This is a genomic window from Exiguobacterium sp. s7 (assembly GCF_018618195.1).
In the GTDB taxonomy this organism is placed as follows: domain Bacteria; phylum Bacillota; class Bacilli; order Exiguobacteriales; family Exiguobacteriaceae; genus Exiguobacterium; species Exiguobacterium mexicanum_A.
Window position 1 is genome coordinate 159,484 of sequence record NZ_JACSLO010000003.1, and the last position, 11,862, is coordinate 171,345.

Sequence of the window (11,862 nt, forward strand, 5' to 3'; positions counted from 1 at the left end):
GTATAGACGTTATAATGGATAAGGGAAAACTATCATAGTGAGGAGAATGTATGATGAGTACAGTACTAGTCTTTGGACATAAAAATCCAGATACGGATACGATTTGTTCGGCGCTCGCTTACGCGGAGCTCAAGAAAAAGTTAGGGATGGACGCTGAGGCAATCCGTCTCGGTGAAGTGAACGGGGAGACGCAATATGCGCTCGACCACTTCCGCGTCAAAGCACCACGCCTCGTGGAACGCGTATCAGACGAAGTGAATTCGGTCATTTTGGTCGACCATAACGAGTTCCAACAAAGCGCGGAAGACATCGCGGACGTACGCATCCTCGAAGTCGTCGATCACCACCGTATCGCCAACTTCCAAACAGCGGATGCCCTCTACTATCGGGCGGAGCCTGTCGGATGCACGGCGACGATTTTGCTCAAACTCTATAAAGAGCACGGTGTCGAAATCGCGCCTGACATGGCAGGATTGATGCTATCGGCGATCATCTCGGACTCGCTCTTGTTCAAGTCACCGACATGCACGGACGAGGATATCAAAGCGGCAAAAGAACTCGCAGCTATCTCAGGTACAGACATCGAGACATACGGTCTTGAGATGTTGAAAGCTGGAGCTGACCTTAGCCAAAAGACAATTCCAGAACTCATCTCGCTCGACGCGAAAGAGTTTGCGATGGGTGACTACCGCATTGAGATTGCTCAAGTGAACACGGTTGACGCGAACGATGTGTTGAGCCGTAAAGCTGAAGTCGAAGCGGCAATGGCCGTGAAGATGTTAGACAAAGAACTCGATTTGTTTGTCTTCGCCATCACGAACATTTTGACGAACGATTCAGAAGCACTTGTTGTCGGTAAGAAGACGGATCTATTCGAGCAGGCGTTCAACGTCAAATTGGTCGATGGTCTTGCGACACTCCCTGGTGTTGTCTCACGTAAAAAGCAAATCGTACCGGTGCTCACAGCAGCGGCGACGAACTAAGAAACGAGAAAGGCTCGAAGCAGATCAATCTGCTCCGAGCCTTTTTTGCGGTTAAGATGCTTGTTTTTGTCGTCCATACGTTCCGATGCGCCATAATTTCTCGAACGGACCGTATCGATGCGATTTCAGCCACCACATTGAGAAGAACGCTTGGGCAATCAAAATCACGATACTTAAGAACAATCCTTCCGTCAACGACAGGCGACCGTAGTAGCCGAGGGCGATGACCGGCAGGACGACGACGAGCGTGTGCGTCAAATAGTTCGTCAGCGCCATACGGCCAAGCGCCTGTAGCGGACGGAATGCGCGTCCGTTACGGACGGCGATCGTGAACAGACAGACGTACGCCGTCGCGAGCAGTTTGCCAGAGACGAGGACGGCCGTTAAGTTGACCCAATAATATATATAGCCGCCGCCGTAATGATGCCAAAGGATGACAGCGAAAAACGGGAGAGCAGCCACCGCACAAATGATGGCCGTCCGGGTCAATCCTCGGATGCTCCAAGTGAGGAGTTTCCGTTCCCGTCCGATATAAAGGCCGAACAAGAACAGGCTAAAGATCTCAATTCCGACGAGAAGGGAGTTCGAGATGGCAGAAAAGATTTCGACGTTGAGACGATAATCGAACCAATCGCCAAAGCCCATATTATAGGCGCTTGGGAAAGGATCACCTTCATAGAAAGCACCGCCGTTCGCCCATTCTGTCAGCGAAAATGTTACATAAAACAAAAAGAAACTCCCAATCAATAAGCTCCACGCCCATGTCAAAATCGCCCGGTTGCTTAATCCATAAAACAGTGGGAGCAACAAGCCCCACATCGCATACGTATGTAAGATGTCACCCGACCAAATGGCCAGGTGAACGAGTCCGAATAGAAACAAGATGGCGATGCGTCGGATGTAACGGCCGACCGAGTCCCCGCGCGCATACGAGCGCTCAAGGAAAATCGAGAAGCCGATCCCGAACAAGAGCGAGAAGATCGTGTAAAACTTCGTCTGAATGAACAAATCGAACAGCGTCCGGACGACGAGGTCACTCCCGTAATAGTCGGGGCGACCGAACATCCAGTCGCTCCCGAGCATGCTTGGGATGTTGACGAGGAAGATGCCGCATAGGGCAAATCCTCGAATGATATCATACAGAACGATGCGTTCGTTTACTTGAATCGGGCCAGCCATACGCCACTTCCTCTACATGGATTAGAATACTTTCGTCGTCCACGATTCACAGTTCCAGACGTCGGTGACGATGTCTTGATAGAACTCCGGTTCGTGACTGATGAGTAGGATACTGCCTTTATATTCTTTCAACGCACGTTTCAACTCTTCCTTCGCGTCGACGTCCAAGTGGTTCGTCGGCTCATCGAGGAGGAGCAAGTTCGATTCGTTGTTTTGGAGCTTACAGAGACGGACCTTCGCCTTCTCTCCACCACTGAGGACCGCGATTTTACTCTCGATATGCTTCGTCATGAGACCGCATTTCGCGAGCATGGCACGGACTTGTTGCTGGTTGAGGGACGGGAATTCGCTCCAAATCTCTTCGATACACGTGTTGTTGCTGACGGCCGCTTCTTGTTCGAAGTACCCGATCTCCAAGAACTCACCGCGTTCGACGGTTCCTTCAAGCGGGTTGATCATGCCGAGCAGACTCTTCAACAGCGTCGTTTTCCCGATCCCGTTCGCACCGACGAGGGCAATCTTCTGACCGCGCTCCATTTGGAGGTCGAGCGGGCGTGAGAGCGGCTCGTCATAACCGATGACGAGATTTTTGGCGTCAAAGATGAGACGACCTGACGTGCGTGCCTGCAAGAACCGGAATTCTGGTTTCGGACGTTCCGCACTCAATTCGATGACGTCCATCTTATCGAGTTTCTTCTGGCGTGACATCGCCATGTTCCGCGTCGAGACGCGTGCCTTGTTGCGGGCGACGAAGTCTTTCAAGTCGGCGATTTCAGCCTGCTGGCGTTTATAAGCCGATTCAAGCTGCGAGCGTTTCATCTCGTACACTTCCATGAACTTGTCGTAGTCCCCGACATAGCGTGACAAGTCTTGGTTCTCCATATGGTAGACCAAGTTGATGACGCTGTTTAAGAACGGGATATCGTGCGAAATCAAGATGAAGGCGTTGTCGTAGTTTTGGAGATAACGCTTCAACCACTCGATGTGGGCTTCGTCCAAATAGTTGGTCGGCTCATCGAGGAGAAGGATGTCCGGCTTCTCGAGAAGCAATTTCGCGAGCAATACTTTCGTCCGCTGACCACCTGAGAGGTCCGTGACGTCACGGTCGAGTCCAACATCTAAAATACCGAGACCGCGAGCGACTTCCTCGACTTTTGCGTCGATGATATAGAAGTCGTTCGAATCGAGCATTTCCTGCAGTTCGCCGACTTCAGCGAGCATGTCGTCCATCTGTTCAGGTGTCGCATCGCCCATTTCCATATAGAGCTCACCGATTCGTGTCTCCGTATCAATCAAGTATTGGAACGCGCTCTTCAACACGTCCCGAATCGTCATCCCACGCTCGAGGACAGCGTGCTGGTCGAGGTAACCGACACGGACGTTTTTCGCCCATTCGATTTTGCCTTCGTCCGGTTGGAGCTTACGCGTGATGATGTTCATGAACGTTGATTTTCCTTCACCGTTCGCTCCGATGAGGCCGATGTGTTCGCCTTTCAATAGACGGAAAGACACGTCGTTCAAAATGGCGCGGTCACCGAAACCGTGGCTCAAGTTTTGTACTGTTAATATACTCATATTTCTTATTCGTTCCCTTCAAAGTTGACTATCCGATATTGTAGCATGGATTCAAAAAAATTAGTACGCCAGCCCGACTGATTGGCGGACGAAGTGTTGTTCTTCAACGGCGTTCAGCATGAACTGGGCGACATCGGCCCGTGAAATCTGTTTTCCGTTGTCTGGAATGCTGTCGATAGACGTTCGATACACCGAGGTCCGAGGACCGTCCGTCAGTTGCATCGGCCGCACGATCGTGTAATCGAACGACGAGTTGCGCCACAAATCGACCGCGGCCCGGTGATCACGGAGCGGCTTCCGAAGCATGAACGTCACCACCGTACCAGCGATGCCCGGAATCTCTTTGTCGATTCCAGCAGAAGCGAGGTAGACGACCCGAGTGACGTCATTTGCTTTCAGCGCCGGGACGAGTGCATCGGTGACGCGGGCCAGGAAGTCGGGATCGCTCAAGTCGGTTCCGAGACAGCTGATGACGGCGTCATGACCAGCGAGGGCGTCTGTCAACGCGGCGCTGTCTGTGACGTCGCCTTCGATGATTTCAAGTTGCGGGGTCGGAATCAATTTTTTTTGTTCCCGCACGAAGGCGGTCACATGGTGGCCATGCTCGATGGCTTGGTCGACAAACTGATGACCGGTCCGGCCGGTGGCACCTAAAACGAATAGCTTCATAATGGATGTGGCTCCTCTCGTTTTTCCAGTATCTTTAGTATACAGGAGTTTCAGAAAAATCGAACTTTTAGCCGTCTTTTCAGAAACGGGTTGCAATTTATTAAATATCGTCTAGAATAAGTCCTATCTTATATAAATAAAAGATTCGCACTCGTATATCAGCGGGAATATGGCCCGCAAGTCTCTACCGAACCACCGTAAATGGTTCGACTACGGGTGACGCTTGTCGTGTGCATTCGTTTTGTTTCCATGCGGTTCGTCGTCCCCGGGTTGGGGTGACGAATCGCATTTTTTTATTGGAGGGAAAACAATGAAGCAGTTAGAAGACAAAATCAGAGATGAAGGACAAGCGTTGTCCGAACACGTGTTGAAAGTCGATGCCTTCTTGAACCATCAAGTCGATCCTGTCTTGATGCAGGCGATCGGACGCGAGTTCGCGGACCGGTTCCGTGACGCTGGAATCGACCGTATCGTCACATTGGAATCGAGCGGGATCGCTCCGGCCATGATGACGGCGCTCGAGATGAACATCCCGTTCGTCTTCGCTCGTAAACGCAAATCACTTACACTTCAAGATGACCTCGTCGAAGCGGACGTCTACTCCTTCACGAAACAAGAGACGAACCGCATCAGTTTGAGCCGTCGCTTCGTCCAACCTGGGGAGCGCGTGCTCGTCATCGATGACTTCCTCGCTAACGGGGAAGCCGCTCTCGGTTTGACGCAACTCGTCGAATCAGCCGGGGCGGTCGTCGCCGGTGTCGGCATCGTCATCGAGAAGTCGTTCCAACCGGGACGGGGCAAGTTGCTCGAGCGAGGCTATCAAGTCGAGTCACTCGCTCGGATCGCCAAGCTTGAAGCAGGTAAGATTTCCTTCATGGAGGTAGTCCGATGAACACGTTCAAGACAGCCAGTCTCGGATTCCAACACTTACTTGCCATGTACACGGGCGCGGCGATCGTCCCGCTCATCGTCGGCGGTGCCATCGGGCTCGGACCGACTGAACTCGCTTACCTCGTCGCAATCGATTTGTTCATGTGCGGCGTCGCGACGCTGTTGCAAGTATGGACGACCCGTTTCACCGGTGTCGGCCTCCCGGTCGTACTCGGTTGTACGTTCACCGCGGTCGGTCCGATGATTGCCATCGGTAGCTCGAGCGGCATCACCGCCATCTATGGGGCACTCATCGCGAGCGGGATCATCGTCATCTTAATTTCAGGTTTCGTCGGGAAACTGGCCCGTTTCTTCCCGCCAGTCGTGCTCGGCTCGGTCGTGACGATTATCGGTCTCTCGCTCATCCCAGTCGCTGTCAATGACATCGGTGGCGGGATGCCGGGTGAGCCTGGCTTCGCTTCGATGCAAAATTTGGCGCTCGGTGGTTTGACGATTGGTTTGATTCTCGTCTTGAACCGAATCGGTACCGTGTTCACACGGGCGGCCGCGGTCTTGTTCGCGGTCTTGATCGGCACAGGTGTCGCCGCGTTCCTCGGTCTCGTCGACTTCAGCCCGGTCCGTGAGGCCGGCTGGTTCCAAATGGTACAACCGTTCTACTTCGGGATGCCGACGTTTGACGTCTCGGCCATCCTCGTCATGACGCTCGTGGCCATCATCTCGATGATTGAATCGACTGGTGTCTTCTTGGCATTGAGCGATATCACGAAAAAACCGATTGGCTCGAACGAGTTGACGAAAGGGTATCGGGCCGAAGGTGTGGCGACGATTCTCGGTGGGATTTTCAACAGCTTCCCATACACGACGTTCAGTCAAAACGTCGGCCTCGTCCAATTGTCAGGCGTCAAATCGCGCCGTGTCATCTTCTGGACGAGCGGACTATTGATTTTGCTAGGCTTCTTGCCGAAAGTCGCGACGTTCACGACATTGATCCCGAAACCGGTGCTCGGTGGGGCGATGCTTGTCATGTTCGGTACGGTCGCCGCTTCAGGGATTCGAATCTTGAGCCAAGTCGATTTTGCGAAAAACGAGAACTTGATTACAATCGCCTTGTCGATTGGGGTCGGTCTCGGTATCACGGCCAACCCGGCCATCGTCGTGAACATGCCTGAGGCGGTGCAGTTGTTCACGGACAGCGCCATCGTCGCAGGATCGTTCACCGCCTTATTGTTGAACGGGTTCTTCCGACTCGTCGACCGGTTCCGTCCGGCCGAGGTCGTTGCCGAGAACCGGCAAGTCAGCTAGACTGAAAGGAACTACGTAACTAGGGGGAACAAGCATGGGGAAAACTGCACTTGTCGTTGGCGCCACCGGATTGATTGGACGCGAACTCGTCGAACAGTTGCTCGAACAAGAACGATATGATCAAGTCTGGATTGTCGTCCGTCGCTCGAAGCGTTGGAGTCACCCGAAACTGCACGAGGTCGTCGGATTTGAAGGAATGGACGAGGCGTTGCCGCATATTGATGACGTCTACTGCGCACTCGGAACGACGATCGCTGTCGCCGGTTCGCGTCAGGCATTCAAACACGTCGATCTCGACTTGCCGCTCGAAGTGGCACGGGTCGCGAAACAACACGGAGCGACACGTTATGCCGTCGTATCGGCTCAAGGCGCGTCACTTCGGTCACCGTTCTTCTACAACCGGGTGAAAGGGGAGCTCGAGAATGGGCTCAAAGTGTTCGGCTTCGAGCACTTGATTATCGCCCGGCCATCGCTCCTCCTTGGGGAGCGGGATGAGTTCCGACTCGGCGAAAAAGCGGCCGAAGTCGTCAGCCGTCCGCTCCAACCGTTGTTGCTCGATAAACTACCGGATGCAGCGCCGATTCAAGCGCTCCACGTGGCCCGCGCCTTGATTATGGCCGCAGAAGAAGGACAGGGCATCGAAGTGTTGACGTCAGGTATGATGCAGAGGATGAGCCAATGAACCCATTAACGAAGAAACGTACCCAAGCCGTCTTGATTGATGGCGTCATTGCCGGATTGCTCAGTTTTGGTGTCGAACAGCTCGTTCGGAAGAAAGTGAAAAGCGAGTTCGTCCATGCTGTCATCACCCCGACGCTCGTCTCCTACGCGCTTGAGGCATGTCAGATGCGCCGCAGTGGACAGACGCTCGGCTATAAGCTGATGGGTCTCGAGTTGAAAAATGACGACGGGACACCGGTCACGGCCGAGCAAGCGTTCAAACGGGCGCTTCACCGCGACACAATCTCGATTGTCGCCTACGTCAAAGACCGCGCGCACTTCGAGGCCGAAGACGGTGCCGTCTTGCCGCACGACGCAGCGTTCCATATGCACGTAACCGAAAAAAACTGACCTCTCGAGGTCAGTTTTTTTTAGTCTTTGATGCGGCTGAGAATGGCCGTCGTCAAGGCGACGATCGTTCCGAGGACGAGTCCGTTCGAGAACACGGTCGCCAAGAGCGGCGGCAAATCGTTCATTGCCCCAGGTGGGAGCAACATCGCCCCGGCCCCAATGACGAGCGGGAGACCGACAGTGAGTGAGGCCGTCTTTTGGTTCAATTCGAACGCCGCCTCGTTGATTCCGATGATAATCATCGTCGCGATGAGCGGGGTGACGATGGCGTATCCGACAGCGGCTGGGATACTTGCGATCAGCGAGACGAACGGACCGACGAGGGCGAGCACCATCATCAAAGCATGGGCGATGAGGTGTGGCGTGCGATGCACACTTTCAGTCGAAGACAGGAAGCCGGCTGTCCCAGAGATGGCGACCGGTCCCGGTGTCCCGAACAAGCCCGCGACCATTTGGCTGATGCCGCTGACAACGCCGGATGCCGGGACGTTCCCTTCGATTTGACGCTTCTCGCGCGAGCTGACGATGCGCTCAATCAATTTGATATTGGCAAGGACGTTCGTCATGAGCAGGAGCGTGATGACGAACGCAGTCGGGAGCAAGTTCCAATCCCACACCCACGTTCCGAACGGGAATAGTTCAGGGACGAGGAAAAATGACTCGGAACGGACGATCGGGTTCCCGAGGCCGAGCATGTTGAACAACCAAAATCCGGCGATGAGCGTCATGACGAGGCCGTACTGCTTGAACCGGCTCCGCTCGAGCGTGAGCGCGAATAAGACGAGGCCGGCCGTCGCCACGGCTTGGATTGTGTTGATGCCGTCCTCGGTCACACCGAAGCCGCCTTTGATGACGGCGCCGGACAATTGCAACACGAGCAAAATCATATAGACGCCAAGGACTTGCGGGGTAAACAACGACAGCATCCGTCGCAACAGGCCGGTGACAGTCATGACCACACCGAGCACACCACTTAAGAACAACATGAAACCGAGCGCTTGGAGCGTCTCTTGTCCGCTCCCATAAAGTGCTGGACCGATGGAGGCATAGAGTGTGAACACGCCCCACCAAATCCCGGCTGGTCCTTCTAAGATGGGCAGGCGGTGGCCGAGCAGCGTCTGGATAATGCTGAAGAGTGCGAAGACGAACAGTGAACGTGAGATGAACGTCATCGTCTCGCCTGGCGACAGTTCAAATAAGGCGGCAATCGAGAGCGGTGGTACAATGTTTGTAGCTAAAATAAAAATAAACCACTGAATCGTCGTGGTTACAGAACTTTTGGTCATGGTGTCCCCCTGGTATTTCCCTTTTTTACTACTAGTGTACCGTGACGGGGAAGTGGATGCAAATGGAGGTATATAATGAAGAAAAAACTGAAGTGGATTGGCCTCAGTCTATTAGGAGTCATGTTGGTCGCCATCATCGGCTTCCTCGTGTGGACGCAACTGACGTACGGACCGACGGAAGAAGCGCGCGGTTACGCGGCTGAGGCGAGGGAAGTGGACAATCGTCTCGAGTTCGGGCAGACGGACAGCGAGGTTGGGTTCATCTTGTATCCTGGGGCGAAAGTCGAGAAAGAGGCGTACGCTTACTATGGCACCGGACTGGCAGAAGAAGGTGTCTTCGTCGCCATCCCATCGTTGCGCTTGAATCTCGGGATAGCAGATATCGATGCAGCAGAAGATATCATCGCCGCCCACCCGGATATCGAACGTTGGGTCGTCGGGGGGCATTCACTCGGCGGTTCGGCCGCGTCTGGTTACGCGCTCGAACACGAGGAGCAAATCGACGGGGTCATCTTCCTCGCCTCGTATCCGATCAGTTCGATGGCGGACAGCGATTTACGTGTCTTGTCCGTCTCTGGGGAAATCGACGGTCTCGCGAACGAGAGCGATATCGAGGCGAGCCGTGACAATGTCCCGGATGACGCCGTCTTCCATCAAATCAAAGACGGCAATCACGCCAACTTCGGGATGTACGGCCCGCAGGACGGAGATAACGATAGCCCGCTCAGCGCCAAACAACAACTCGACGAGACGATCGATCAAATCTTGGATTGGTTATGAAAACAGCGTGCCCACATGATGGGGCACGCTGTTTTAACGTTGGTCGAGCTTATGACTGACCGCTGTCAGCAAGGCTGTCACGAGCGCGACGGCGCCGCCGACGATGGCGAGGGTCATCACGGGTGCGTTGGCATAGACAAGACCACCAAGCGCCGAACCCATGCCGATACCGACGTTGCTTGCGACCGGCATGAGCGATGAAGCCAGTCCTTTAGCGTCCGGATTGAACTTCTCGGCCAAGTCGATCAAGTAGATTTGCGTCGATGTCGTCAGTAGAATCGCCATGAATGACATGAGCGCGATATTGATCAGGCCGAGCGTCACGTTCGACGTCGTCACATACAAGGCCGCCAAGACGAGCGCTTGGATGAGGAAGACGAACCGGAGCCGTCCAATCGGATTATGGCTGGCGATTTTCCCGGCTGCCATATTGCTGAAGATGGAGATGAACCCGTAGGCAAACAAGATTGGGCTAATCCAGGCGACCGGGACGCCGAGTACACCTTTCAAAATCGGAACGAGATACGTATAGACGACGTACGTCGCCCCGAAACCGAACGCCGGGATGAAGAACGCGATTAAAATCCGCGGGTTCGTCAAGAGCCGCAATTGATCGGCAATCGACGTTTTGACACTCGTTAAATGGCTCGGCACGACACGGTAGACGGCGAGAAATGCGACGACGCCTAAAACGGTCGTCAACAGGAATGTCGTTTCCCATCCGGCGCGTTGGCCGATGAACGTACCGAGCGGGACGCCGAAAACGTTGGCCATCGTGAAACCGCCGAAGATGAATGAGACAGCGATGCCGCGCTTCCCGGTCGGCACCGATTCACTGGCGACGAGCATGGCGAGCGAGATGAGCACGCCGGTCACGACGGCGGTCATCATCCGGAGCACGAGCAATATTCCGTACGTCGGAGCGAAGCTGCTGAACAAGTTGAAGACGATGAACCCAGCGGTGAGCGTGAGCATCCATTTTCGTTTCGGCAAATGGCTCGTCAGTGACATCGTCAGCGGGGTCCCGATGGCGAAGGTGATGGCGAACGCCGAGACGAGCGTTCCGGCCGTGGCAATCGAAATCGATAGGCCATCGGCGATATCGGGTAAAATCCCGACGATGACAAATTCACTCGTGCCGAGCACGAACGTGAGCAATGCGAGCGATAAGATAAGCGTCCAGTCGGTCCGACTGAGCGATGGGGGAGTCGTCAAAATAAAATCACTTCTTTCGTTCAAGGTTGTTAGACTTCAGTCGTTTTCAACCATACAGGATTTCCACGCAAAGCAAAACCCTTTTCCCTTCCGTGAGGAAAAGAAAAGGGTGCCATTTACCGCCAAAATGCCGTTGCTTCGACACCGGCATGATCCGAGACGATCAGACCGTTCTCGCCGTCAAAGACGACGGCATGGCGTGAGACGTGGATCGGGGCGTTCGTCAGCATCAAGTCGATGCGAAGCGCCTGCTTGTTCTCGTCCCAGCCGGCAATCTTGCCTTGGACGGTCGCATCGCCTTCACGCTCGGTCGCTAAATGGAACAAGTCTTGAAGACCGTGCTCAATCAAGTAATCGTAACCTTCGCCACGGATGAACGCGTCGTTGTTGAAGTCGCCGAGCAGTAAGGCGCGGTCGTCGTCCTCTACGCGGCGCAACAGTTCATCGAGCTGATGGCGCACCGGTTCATCGGCATCATGCCACCAACCGAGGTGACACGAGTAAACCGCCGTCGGCGCGTCCATGCCGTCCACGACCGCCTTGACGATTTTCCGAGATTTGTAATCGTTCGGGTCGGTCGTCTGGGAGACGAAGAACGATTCGGTCGACACGAACGGGGTGCGCGACAAAATCGCGACGCCCTCCTCGTAGATGTCGTATCCATAATGGGCGAAGTCCCACGTCATGTAGTAATCGACGCCTTGCTCTTTCAAACGCTCGACGAGCACATAGGCGAAGTTGTTCTCTCGAATCAAGCCGTCGATGAGTGGGGCCTCTTTATGTTGATTCACTTCTTGGAGTGCGATGATGTCATATTCCTCGCTCGCGATCCGTTCAACGATCGAGTCGATTTTCTCTTGTTGACGGTCCTCTAACCAGGCGTGACAGTTCAGCGTTAAAATATTCACGAT

12 protein-coding genes and 1 riboswitch are annotated in these 11,862 nt (G+C 54.2%); of the genes, 6 read left to right on the forward strand and 6 right to left on the reverse strand.

From position 1 onward, the window contains the following. Positions 1 to 53 precede the first annotated feature (53 nt). Entirely contained in the window at positions 54 to 983 is a 930-nt protein-coding gene (locus KNP79_RS05865) for a manganese-dependent inorganic pyrophosphatase (protein ID WP_021068077.1), read from the forward strand. A 51-nt stretch (positions 984 to 1,034) separates the two neighbouring features. Here the strand turns inward: KNP79_RS05865 and KNP79_RS05870 are convergent, their stop codons facing one another. The 3 genes from KNP79_RS05870 to KNP79_RS05880 are packed head-to-tail and all read right to left on the reverse strand — an operon-like array spanning position 1,035 to position 4,406. Next, positions 1,035 to 2,162 (reverse strand): DUF418 domain-containing protein, encoded by a 1,128-nt coding sequence (locus KNP79_RS05870; protein ID WP_215191547.1) that lies wholly within the window; start codon positions 2,160 to 2,162, stop codon positions 1,035 to 1,037. A 21-nt stretch (positions 2,163 to 2,183) separates the two neighbouring features. Further along, on the reverse strand, positions 2,184 to 3,737 hold the full coding sequence (locus KNP79_RS05875) for an ABC-F family ATP-binding cassette domain-containing protein (protein ID WP_021068083.1): 1,554 nt from the start codon (positions 3,735 to 3,737) through the stop codon (positions 2,184 to 2,186). 60 nt (positions 3,738 to 3,797) lie between these two features. After that, complete coding sequence (locus KNP79_RS05880) at positions 3,798 to 4,406, reverse strand: NAD(P)-dependent oxidoreductase (RefSeq protein WP_215191549.1); 609 nt, start codon at positions 4,404 to 4,406, stop codon at positions 3,798 to 3,800. Positions 4,407 to 4,537: 131 nt separating this feature from the next. Next, a riboswitch (purine riboswitch) is annotated at positions 4,538 to 4,639 on the forward strand. Between the two features lie 77 nt (positions 4,640 to 4,716). Between KNP79_RS05880 and KNP79_RS05885 the strand changes: the two genes are divergently transcribed. From KNP79_RS05885 to KNP79_RS05900, 4 genes are read left to right on the forward strand one after another with little or no spacing between them, the layout of a single operon-like run. Then, positions 4,717 to 5,298 (forward strand): xanthine phosphoribosyltransferase, encoded by a 582-nt coding sequence (locus KNP79_RS05885; protein ID WP_214797422.1) that lies wholly within the window; start codon positions 4,717 to 4,719, stop codon positions 5,296 to 5,298. Next, the gene (locus KNP79_RS05890; RefSeq protein WP_214797423.1) at positions 5,295 to 6,599 is read left to right on the forward strand and encodes a nucleobase:cation symporter-2 family protein; all 1,305 of its coding nucleotides are present in this window, start codon (positions 5,295 to 5,297) and stop codon (positions 6,597 to 6,599) included. Before KNP79_RS05885 ends, KNP79_RS05890 begins: the two co-directional genes overlap by 4 nt. Positions 6,600 to 6,633: 34 nt before the next feature. Next, positions 6,634 to 7,281, forward strand: a complete 648-nt coding sequence (locus KNP79_RS05895; RefSeq protein WP_034780733.1) for an NAD(P)H-binding protein — start codon at positions 6,634 to 6,636, stop codon at positions 7,279 to 7,281. Further along, positions 7,278 to 7,670 (forward strand): RDD family protein, encoded by a 393-nt coding sequence (locus tag KNP79_RS05900; RefSeq protein WP_034780735.1) that lies wholly within the window; start codon positions 7,278 to 7,280, stop codon positions 7,668 to 7,670. The genes KNP79_RS05895 and KNP79_RS05900 overlap by 4 nt, the downstream gene beginning before the upstream one ends. A gap of 20 nt (positions 7,671 to 7,690) precedes the next feature. On the opposite strand, the gene KNP79_RS05905 is transcribed toward KNP79_RS05900, so the two are convergent. Next, positions 7,691 to 8,956, reverse strand: coding sequence for a purine/pyrimidine permease (locus KNP79_RS05905; protein ID WP_034780737.1), 1,266 nt, complete (start codon positions 8,954 to 8,956; stop codon positions 7,691 to 7,693). Positions 8,957 to 9,031: 75 nt separating this feature from the next. Here KNP79_RS05905 and KNP79_RS05910 point away from each other — a divergent pair, with 75 nt between their 5' ends. Further along, positions 9,032 to 9,736 carry an alpha/beta hydrolase gene (locus KNP79_RS05910; RefSeq protein WP_215191551.1) on the forward strand — a complete coding sequence of 235 codons (705 nt, stop codon included), beginning with the start codon at positions 9,032 to 9,034 and terminating at the stop codon, positions 9,734 to 9,736. Between the two features lie 33 nt (positions 9,737 to 9,769). Here KNP79_RS05910 and KNP79_RS05915 read toward each other — a convergent pair whose 3' ends face one another. Both KNP79_RS05915 and KNP79_RS05920 read right to left on the reverse strand, forming a co-directional pair. Further along, positions 9,770 to 10,951, reverse strand: coding sequence for an MFS transporter (locus KNP79_RS05915; protein ID WP_251132890.1), 1,182 nt, complete (start codon positions 10,949 to 10,951; stop codon positions 9,770 to 9,772). Positions 10,952 to 11,067: 116 nt separating this feature from the next. Beyond that, positions 11,068 to 11,859 carry an endonuclease/exonuclease/phosphatase family protein gene (locus tag KNP79_RS05920; RefSeq protein ID WP_215191555.1) on the reverse strand — a complete coding sequence of 264 codons (792 nt, stop codon included), beginning with the start codon at positions 11,857 to 11,859 and terminating at the stop codon, positions 11,068 to 11,070. Positions 11,860 to 11,862 lie beyond the last annotated feature (3 nt).

Bases quoted from the DNA above. Each gene is read 5' to 3' on its own strand.
- KNP79_RS05865 (WP_021068077.1), top strand. From the start codon at position 54: ATGAGTACAGTACTAGTCTTTGGACATAAAAATCCAGATACGGATACG.
- KNP79_RS05870 (WP_215191547.1), bottom strand. From the start codon at position 2,162: ATGGCTGGCCCGATTCAAGTAAACGAACGCATCGTTCTGTATGATATC.
- KNP79_RS05875 (WP_021068083.1), bottom strand. From the start codon at position 3,737: ATGAGTATATTAACAGTACAAAACTTGAGCCACGGTTTCGGTGACCGC.
- KNP79_RS05880 (WP_215191549.1), bottom strand. From the start codon at position 4,406: ATGAAGCTATTCGTTTTAGGTGCCACCGGCCGGACCGGTCATCAGTTT.
- KNP79_RS05885 (WP_214797422.1), top strand. From the start codon at position 4,717: ATGAAGCAGTTAGAAGACAAAATCAGAGATGAAGGACAAGCGTTGTCC.
- KNP79_RS05890 (WP_214797423.1), top strand. From the start codon at position 5,295: ATGAACACGTTCAAGACAGCCAGTCTCGGATTCCAACACTTACTTGCC.
- KNP79_RS05895 (WP_034780733.1), top strand. From the start codon at position 6,634: ATGGGGAAAACTGCACTTGTCGTTGGCGCCACCGGATTGATTGGACGC.
- KNP79_RS05900 (WP_034780735.1), top strand. From the start codon at position 7,278: ATGAACCCATTAACGAAGAAACGTACCCAAGCCGTCTTGATTGATGGC.
- KNP79_RS05905 (WP_034780737.1), bottom strand. From the start codon at position 8,956: ATGACCAAAAGTTCTGTAACCACGACGATTCAGTGGTTTATTTTTATT.
- KNP79_RS05910 (WP_215191551.1), top strand. From the start codon at position 9,032: ATGAAGAAAAAACTGAAGTGGATTGGCCTCAGTCTATTAGGAGTCATG.